Here is an 8,807-nt window from a genome sequence, read left to right on the forward strand (position 1 = left end):
TTTCACCGGGGCCCTCCGGGCGCTTCCCTTCGTTCTTGCGTTTCCGACTCTATCAGACTCTTTCGTGTCCGATTCCCGGTCGAAGCGGGGTGCTTTCGAGGTCCTTCGCTTTCGCGTTTTCCCTTTCCGGCGAGTCCGACTCTATCAGATCCTTTCGGGCCTGATTCCCAGTCAGCGGGGTTTGTCTTCCCGGCTGTTGGGCCGTTCCGACGCTCAAACTCTAGCGGATTCTCCCGGCGGCTCATAATCGGGCCTTCGCAATGAATTTCGGCATAGCGAAATCATCCCGAGTGGGAGGTCGTGCTGAGTTTGGTTGCCGCGTTCGCGGCGGGATCGGCTGCCGCGGAACCGTTCCGGCTCCGTGACAACTCGGAGAACTTTACGGATCCACCAGGGGGGTGTCAACCCACCTCCTGTGGTCCTCCGGCGTGGTCCGCAGGGGGTCCTCAGTCCAGGTCGGTGAGCCGGCCGCCGGCGTCCGGCTGGGCGTGCTCCACGCGGCGCAGGAGGCGGACCAGGAGCTCGCCGAGGACTCCGCGCTCGGCGCCGGACAGGTCCTGGAGGAGGTCCTCCTCGAAGTCGCTCGCCATGCGCATCGCCTCAAGCCACTTCGTACGGCCCTCGTCGGTCAGCTCGACGATGACGCGGACCCGGTTGTTCTCGTCGCGGTCCCGGGTGACCAGGCCCTCGCCGGCCATCCGGTCGATGCGGTGGGTCATGGCGGCCGGGGTGAGACCGAGCCGCTTCGCCAGTTCGCCGGGGCCGAGGCGGTAGGGGGCACCCGACAGGACGAGGGTCTTGAGGACCTCCCACTCGGCATTGCTGATGCCGAGGGCGGCGACCTGTCTCCCGTACGCGACGTTCATGCGGCGGTTCAGGCGGCCCAGCGCGGAGACGACCTGTTCGACCTGGGGGTCGAGGTCGCGGAACTCGCGCTGATAGGCGGCGATCTGTTCGTCGAGGCTCGGCTCGTCGGGGCCGGGCTCCTCGGTGCTCTCGGACATGGCGGGCAGTATGGCACGCCCTCGCCAGCCTTGAAGTCCTTCGAGGTGAAGTTTTCACCTTCTAACTTTAGTGCTAAAGTCTTCGAGTCTGATTCCTTCGAGATCTTGAGGTAGGTGAGTGTGACCAGGGAGATGGGCGCGGCGCTGCGGCGGATCCAGCTGGGCAGCGCGCTGAGCGCGTTCGGGCTCGGGTTCACCGTTCCGTATCTGTACGTCTACGTGGCGCAGGTGCGGGGTCTGGGCGCCGGTACGGCGGGAGTCGTACTGGCGGTGTTCGCAATGGCAGCGCTGGCCGTTCTGCCGTTCACCGGGCGGGCCATCGACCGGCGGGGCCCGCTGCCCGTGCTGGTGGTGGCCTCCGGTCTCGCCGCTGTCGGCGCCGCCGCCCTGGGGTACGCGAGCAGCGTCCCGGCCGCCGTGCTGGCCGCCGCGGTCCTGGGTGCGGGCACCGCCGTCATGCAGCCCGCCCTGGCCACGATGCTCGTGTGGTGCTCCAGCACCGCGACCCGTACGCGGGCCTTCGCCATGCAGTTCTTCCTGCAGAACCTGGGGCTCGGCCTCGGCGGGCTCGTCGGCGGGCAGCTCGTGGACGTGAGCCGTCCGGCGAGCTTCACCATGCTCTTTTTGATCGAGGCCGGGATGTTCGTGGTGCTCGGCGTCGTCGTCGCCACCGTGCGGATGCCCCGTACGGCCTCCCTCGGCGGCGCCCGGCCGACGGACAGCTCCGCCACGAGGGGCGGCGGTCTGCGGGCCCTGCTCTCGCACCGGGCCATGGTCCAGCTGTGTGTGCTGGGGTTCGTGCTGTTCTTCGCCTGTTACGGACAGTTCGAGTCCGGCCTTGCCGCGTACGGCACCGAGGCCGCCGGGATCGAGCCCTCGACGCTCGGCTTCGCGCTGGCCGCCAACACCGCTGTCATCGTCATCGCCCAGTTCGTCGTCCTGCGGCTCGTGGAGCGGCGGCGGCGCAGCCGGGTCATCGCGGCGGTCGGCCTCATCTGGGCCTTCGCCTGGATCGTGGCGGGGTACGCGGGGCTCGGGCACGGCAGCCAGGCCATGGCGACGGCCGCGTTCATCTCGACGTACGCGCTCTTCGGGCTGGGTGAGGCGATGCTGTCGCCGACCGTGGCGCCGCTGGTCGCCGATCTGGCGCCGGAGTCGATGGTCGGGCAGTACAACTCGGCCTTCGCCCTGTGCAAGCAGCTCGCGCTCGCGGTCGGCCCTGCTGTCGGCGGGCCGATGGGGGCGTCGCTGCACGGCCCGTACATCGTGACGTTCGTGCTGTTCTCGCTGGGCATCACGGTGCTCGCGCTGCGGCTGGGGCGCCGACTCACCCCCGTACAGGACCAGCCTTCGCTGGCCGATGTCCCCTCGCGGGTGGTGGCCATGTCGCGGCCCGAGGGTGCCGCTCCGGCCGCCGCGCCCGCTCCGGCCGCCGCGCCCGCGCCGGCCGCTGCGGGTCGCTGAGCCCGGAAGCGACGCAGCCCGGAAGCGGGCCAGCACATCAGCGGGCCAGCACGTCAGCGGGCCAGCACGTCAGCGGGCCAGCACGTCAGCGGGCCAGCACGTCAGCAGGGCAGGGCGAACTCGCACCAGACCGCTTTGCCGCCGCCCGGTGTGCGCCGGCTGCCCCACGACGCGGCGATCGACGCGATGATCTCGATGCCGCGTCCCGCCTCGTCCGCCGGTTCGGCCTGGCGGCGGCGCGGCAGGTGGTCGTCGCCGTCGGTCACCTCGATGATCAGCCGCCGGTCCGTGCGGCGCAGGCCCAGGCGCATCGGCGGGGTGCCGTGCTGGAGGGAGTTCGCGACCAGTTCGCTGGCGGCGAGGACGCCGAGGTCGCGGAGCTCGACCGGGAAGCGCCAGGAGGTCAGGACCCCGGTGGCGAAGGCGCGGGCGCGCGGGGTGGCCTCGATGCCGCCGAGGAGGTCGAGCGCGGCGTTGTGGAACAGCTCCGCGTCCGTCCCCGTACGGGCGGGGTGCTGGACCACCAGGACCGCCACGTCGTCGTCGTGCTCGGCGGTCACTCCGAGGGAGCGGATCAGCCGGTCGCAGACCACCTGCGGTGATCCCTTGGCGCCGGAGAGGGCGCGGGCGAGGGAGGCCACCCCCTCGTCGATGTCCTCGCTGCGGCGCTCGACCAGGCCGTCCGTATAGAGGACCGCGGTGGAGCCGGGCGGCAGCGCGATGGTGCCCGAGGTGTGGACCCAGCCGCCGGTGCCGAGCGGGGGGCCGGTGGGTTCGGCGGCGCGCTGGACCGTGCCGTCCTCGTCGCGGACGAGGATCGGGAGGTGGCCCGCGGAGGCGTAGACGAGCTGTCCCTCGTTCGGGTCATGGACGGCGTAGACACAGGTGGCGATCTGGGTGGCGTCGATCTCGGCGGCGAGGCCGTCCAGCAGCTGGATCACCTCGTGCGGCGGGAGGTCGAGCCGGGCGTAGGCGCGGACCGCTGTACGGAGCTGGCCCATCACGGCTGCGGCCCGGACGCCCCGGCCCATCACGTCACCGATCACCAGGGCGGTGCGGCCCGCGCCGAGGGTGATGACGTCGTACCAGTCGCCGCCCACGGCCGCGTCCGTGCCGCCGGGCTGGTAGGTGGCGGCGATGCGCAGGTCGTCGGGCTGCTCCAGCTCCTGCGGGAGCAGGGAGCGCTGGAGCGTGACGGCCGTTTCGCGGTGGCGGCGCTCGCTGGTGCGCAGGCGTTCGGCGGCCTCGGCGTGGTCGGTGACGTCGGCCGCGTGGACGAGGACGCCTCCCTCGCCCTTGTCCTGGGTGTCCTTTGCGCTGTCCCAGGCGGCCACCGGGGTGCAGGTCACCGTGTACGAGCCGCCCTCGGCGGTCCTGCGGGACTTGACGGTGCGGGGGGTGCCGCTGCGCAGGACCTGGTCGAGCAGGGGAAGCACGCTGAGCTCGGCGAGCTCGGGCATGCCCTCGGCCGCTGGGACGCCGGGCGGGCGGGGGCCGAACGCGGACTCGTACGCGCCGTTGACGTAGGCGACGCGGTGGTCGGGGCCGTGCAGCAGGGCGACCGGGGCGGGGAGCCGGCCGAGGATCTCGCGGGCCGAGAGGTCGTCCAGGGCGGGCCCGGGGAGGGCCGGCGTCCCGTCCGTACCGGACGGTTCGGGCGTGGCGCCGTCCGGCGGGGCGGGCGCGCCTTCCTGCCGGGCGTATTCGGCCCGGGCCGCCGGTACGGAATTACGGTCGTCCCGCGCGGCAGCTCGGCGCTGCGTTCCGGGAAGGCGGGCGCTCCAACGCGTGAAGTTCACGGAATTTCTGGCCTCGTGTGTCGGTCTGGTCCGCTCGGGCGGGCTGCTTCTTCTGCCGGGTTCGGGGGCACCGGGGGCCGGACCCCCGGGAAGGCGCAGCCGGGCCTCGTCGTGCTGTTGGTGCGTCGCTGCTGGTCACTGTTGGTCACTGCCGGCCGGGTCACTCTGTGCAGGTGTGGGCCCACCTATGGTCACACGTCCAGTGTGACCGACCGTACTGACAGTTGCCGCCCAACGGCCTGCCCGACCGTCGTTCCCATCTCGAATTCATGCCCGATTCATCCCTCGGTCCGGCTCTCCGTCAGCCCTTCGGGCGGTCGGGGCCGGTGCGTGGTGGCGTGCCGGGGTCGGTTCCGCCGCCCGCCGCGAGTTCGAACTCGGCGCGCGGGTGTTCCAGCGAGCCGAGGGAGACGATCTCGCGTTTGAAGAGTCCGGCCAAGGTCCATTCGGCCAGGACGCGTGCCTTCCGGTTGAAGGTCGGCACCCGGCTGAGGTGGTACGTACGGTGCATCAGCCAGGCGGGGTAGCCCTTGAGCTTGCGACCGTAGACGTGGGCGACGCCTTTGTGCAGGCCCAGGGAGGCGACCGATCCGGCGTACGCGTGGCGGTACTCCTTCAGCGGGCGTCCCTCGACCGTCGCGAGGACGTTGTCGGCGAGGACCTTCGCCTGGCGCACCGCGTGCTGGGCGTTGGGGGCGGTCTCCCGGCCCGGTTCGGCGGCGGTCAGGTCGGGCACGGCGGCGGCGTCGCCGGCGGCCCAGGCGTGCGGCATGCCCTCGACGCCGAGGGTGGCGGTACAGCGCAGGCGTCCGCGTTCGGTCAGGGGCAGACCGGTGGCGGCGAGGAGCGGGGCCGGTTTGACGCCCGCGGTCCACACGAGGGTGCGGGTGGGGAAGCGGGAACCGTCGCTGAGGACGGCGATGCGGCCCTCGCAGGTGTCGAGGCGGGTGTCGAGGCGTACGTCGATGTTGCGGCCGCGCAGCTCGCCGATGGCGTACGCGCCCATGGCTTCGCCGACTTCGGGGAGGATGCGCCCGGAGGCCTCGACCAGGACCCATTTGAGGTCCGCGGGCTTGATGTTGTGGTAGTAGCGCGCGGTGTAGCGGGCCATGTCCTCCAGTTCGGCCAGCGCTTCCACGCCCGCGTAGCCGCCGCCGACGAAGACGAAGGTGAGCGCCGCGTCGCGGATCGCGGGGTCGCGGGTGGCGGAGGCGATGTCCATCTGTTCGATGACGTGGTTGCGCAGCCCGATGGCCTCCTCGACGGTCTTGAAACCGATGCCGAAGTCGGCGAGACCGGGGACGGGCAGGGTGCGCGAGACGGACCCGGGGGCGATGACGATCTCGTCGTAGGAGATCTCCAGGGCTCCGGTGCCGTCCTCCTGCGTGGCGAGGGTGGTGACGGTCGCGGTCCGCTTGGCGTGGTCGACGCTCCGGGCCTCGCCGATGACGATCGTGCAGTGGTCCAGGACGCGGCGCAACGGCACGACCACATGGCGCGGCGAGATCGAACCGGCGGCCGCTTCGGGGAGGAACGGCTGGTACGTCATGTACGGCTCGGGGGTGACGACCACGATCTCGGCGTCGCCGCTCTTCAGTCTCTGCTTCAACTTCCGTTGGAGACGCAGCGCTGTGTACATCCCGACGTAGCCGCCGCCGACGACGAGAATGCGCACACCTGGCCGGGTGCCGGGGGTCGTCCCCCGGGAATCTGGAGCCATCACCACCCCATGACGCAACGGAGTCAGTGGTTTGTCCACAGCCCCGACAGATTGTGTGACTGGAGGACACTGAGCGGCCGGTACGGCCCGTGCGGCGTGCGATCCGACAGCCGCGCAGGTCAGACGCTACGCACAAGGCCGTTGGACGGAGGGTGACCGGGGCAGGACGGGCGCTTGCTCCGATCGGGCGGCAACCCATGCGGAACTACCCCCTTCTGAATTGACCCGGGCTCAACTATGTTCGTAACCCGTCGGGGTGTCGGGTGCGGATTTCGTTGTGCTCCGCTCCCCGGCTGATACGACGGGGAAGTCTCCGGGGGGAGACGTCATAACCGGGGGAAGTTATGCATATTCAGGATTCGCATGGCCAGGCTGCGCTCTCGCACGCGTCCGAGAACCACGGGCGCCTGGGTTCCGTGGGAGCGCTCGGCGTCATGAGCTCGGCGGACACGGTCCGCTCCGCCGCCGCGGTGAGCGCGGCGGCGATGGAATCGGCCGCTGCGGGACCGGGAGTTGCGGTATCGGCGGCCGGCCGGACCGCGAACGGGCCGACGGCCTCGGGCACCGCGAGCGCGCCGCGTTCGGCCCCGCTGCGCGTGGACGCGCAGCGCAATCTGGAGCACGTGCTGCGCGCGGCGCGTGAGGTGTTCGGGGAGCTGGGTTACGGCGCCCCGATGGAGGACGTGGCCCGTCGCGCCCGCGTCGGAGTGGGCACCGTCTACCGGCGGTTCCCGAGCAAGGACGTGCTGGTGCGGCGGATAGCCGAGGAGGAGACCTCCCGGCTGACCGAGCAGGCACGTACGGCCCTGGGGCAGGAGGAGGAGCCCTGGTCGGCGCTCTCCCGCTTCCTGCGGACCTCCGTGGCTTCGGGGGCGGGCAGGCTGCTGCCGCCGCAGGTGCTGCAGGTCGGGGTCGACGTGGACGAGCCGGGCATACCGGCGGCCGCCGGGCCGGCGCCGGTGCCGGGCGAGACGGACGAGACCCGGGTTCCTCAGCAGCGGCAGGGCCTGGGCCAGAGCGGCCAGCGCGTGGTCGGCCGACGCAGCGCCGGCGTCGACGGGCTCGACGGCCTCGACGGCCTCGGTGAGGAGACGGGCTCGGTCGAGCTGCTGGAGGTCGTGGGCCGACTGGTCGACCGGGCCCGGGAGTCGGGTGAGCTGCGCCGGGATGTGACGGTGGCCGATGTGCTGCTGGTCATCGCCACGGCCGCGCCCTCTCTGCCGGACGCCGCCCAGCAGGCCGCGGCTTCGGCCCGGCTGCTGGACATCCTGCTGGAGGGGCTGCGGTCGCGGCCGGCGTGACGGCGGGAGCTTGACCGTCCGCTGCTCCCTACATGCTCGCCAGCTCCCACGTGCTCGTCCGCGTTCGGCCGCGTCGGTCCACCTTGTCGGCAGTGTCGGCCGGGCGGGCCGGGCGGGCTCTCGCCGAGAGGCACATCAGCAGGCGAGCATTCCCCGAAAGGGGGGACGTCAGCACTCGCGTTCGGGAAATCGCCCCGGATGAGTGGTTGGCGGGACGGATAGGGCCAGCGCGATTGAGCCATGTGGCAGTCTTGGCCGGTATTCGGGTCCGAGGGTGTATACGGGGGCTTCCGCGATGAGCGGTAACGAGCAGCAGGAAGAGCCGCTCGACGAGATCGCTTCGGTCGGCGGGGGCACGAAGGCCGACGGGCTGTCCGCCGGGCAGGTGCCGGCCCAGGCCGGACGTGGTCCGTCGGACGGTGAGGCCGACGGCGGCACCGTTCTGCCCGGACCCTGGCCCGCCGTCGCCGAGGACGACACCTCCGGAGCAGTCGGTGCGGGAGCCGGTCGGGGAGCCGGCGCGCACGCGGTTCCGCAGCAGCGTGAGGGCCGCGGCGGGTCGGCCGATATCGGGCTGTCCGACGCCCAGTTGATCGAGGGCATGCGCAGCGGCGACGACCAGGCCTACGAGGAGCTGTTCCGGCGGCATTCGGGCGCCGTGCTCCGTTACGCCCGCAGTTGTTGCCGGGACGCCCACACCGCCGACGACCTGACGGCCGAGGTGTTCGCCCGCACCCTCCAGGCCGTACGGGGCGGAAAGGGGCCGCAGGAAGCGGTCCGGGCCTACCTGATGACCGCCGTGCGCCATGTCGCGGCCGCCTGGACGAAGAGCGCCAGGCGGGAGCAGCTGGTCGACGACTTCGCGGTGTTCGCCACGCAGGCCGCCCGCTCCTTCGAGCTCTCGGACGACGACACCCTCGACCTGGGCGCCGATGTGCTGGCGATGCACGAGGCCGAGCAGTCGATGGCCATGCAGGCGTTCCGGAGCCTGCCGGAGCGCTGGCAGGCGGTCCTGTGGCACACCACGGTCGAGGAGGAGTCGCCGAGCGAGATCGCCCCGCTGTTCGGCCTCACCGCCAACGCCACCGCCGTCCTGGCCAGCCGGGCCCGCGAAGGGCTCAAGCAGGCGTATCTCCAGGCCCATGTCAGCCAGGCGCTCACCACCGGCGGGGACTGCGCGCAGCACGCCGACCGGCTCGGTGCCTACGCCCGGGGCGGGCTGCGGATGCGCGCCGAGCGCGGTCTGCGCAAGCATCTCGACGAGTGCGCCAAGTGCCGGGTGGCCGCGGGCGAGCTGGAGCATGTGAACGCCGGAATCCCGGCGCTGCTGCCCATCGCGGTCATCGGTTGGTTCGCCGCCGGGTATTCGCTCAAGGCCGCGGGCATCGTGGCGGGCGGCACCGCCGGGGCCGCCGGAGCGGGGGCCGCAGCGGCGGCGACCGGCTCCGGCTCCTCCGGAGGGGCCGTCGGCGGGGCCGCGGTCTCCGAGGGGCTCGGCGCGCCCGCCAAGGCCGGCATC

At 72.0% G+C, this 8,807-nt stretch carries 6 protein-coding genes; 3 read left to right on the forward strand and 3 right to left on the reverse strand.

Annotated elements, in window-relative coordinates; translation table 11 throughout:
• Positions 1-446: 446 nt before the first annotated feature.
• Complete coding sequence (locus CIB93_RS36210) at positions 447-1,004, reverse strand: MarR family winged helix-turn-helix transcriptional regulator (protein WP_096633031.1); 558 nt, start codon at positions 1,002-1,004, stop codon at positions 447-449.
• A gap of 132 nt (positions 1,005-1,136) precedes the next feature.
• Between CIB93_RS36210 and CIB93_RS36215 the strand changes: the two genes are divergently transcribed.
• Complete coding sequence (locus CIB93_RS36215) at positions 1,137-2,468, forward strand: MFS transporter (RefSeq protein ID WP_096633032.1); 1,332 nt, start codon at positions 1,137-1,139, stop codon at positions 2,466-2,468.
• Positions 2,469-2,569: 101 nt separating this feature from the next.
• Here the strand turns inward: CIB93_RS36215 and CIB93_RS36220 are convergent, their stop codons facing one another.
• Both CIB93_RS36220 and CIB93_RS36225 read right to left on the reverse strand, forming a co-directional pair.
• On the reverse strand, positions 2,570-4,267 hold the full coding sequence (locus tag CIB93_RS36220) for a SpoIIE family protein phosphatase (protein ID WP_096633033.1): 1,698 nt from the start codon (positions 4,265-4,267) through the stop codon (positions 2,570-2,572).
• Between the two features lie 301 nt (positions 4,268-4,568).
• Positions 4,569-5,906: an NAD(P)/FAD-dependent oxidoreductase gene (locus tag CIB93_RS36225; protein WP_373558840.1), complete on the reverse strand. Its 1,338-nt coding sequence runs from the start codon at positions 5,904-5,906 to the stop codon at positions 4,569-4,571.
• A gap of 425 nt (positions 5,907-6,331) precedes the next feature.
• Here CIB93_RS36225 and CIB93_RS36230 point away from each other — a divergent pair, with 425 nt between their 5' ends.
• Entirely contained in the window at positions 6,332-7,288 is a 957-nt protein-coding gene (locus CIB93_RS36230; RefSeq protein ID WP_373558839.1) for a TetR/AcrR family transcriptional regulator, read from the forward strand.
• A gap of 295 nt (positions 7,289-7,583) precedes the next feature.
• A partial coding sequence (locus CIB93_RS36235) for a sigma-70 family RNA polymerase sigma factor (RefSeq protein ID WP_143660133.1) occupies positions 7,584-8,807 on the forward strand: 1,224 nt, incomplete at its 3' end.

Origin of the sequence: Streptomyces sp. WZ.A104 (assembly GCF_002382885.1) — a bacterium.
In the GTDB taxonomy this organism is placed as follows: Bacteria; Actinomycetota; Actinomycetes; order Streptomycetales; family Streptomycetaceae; genus Streptomyces.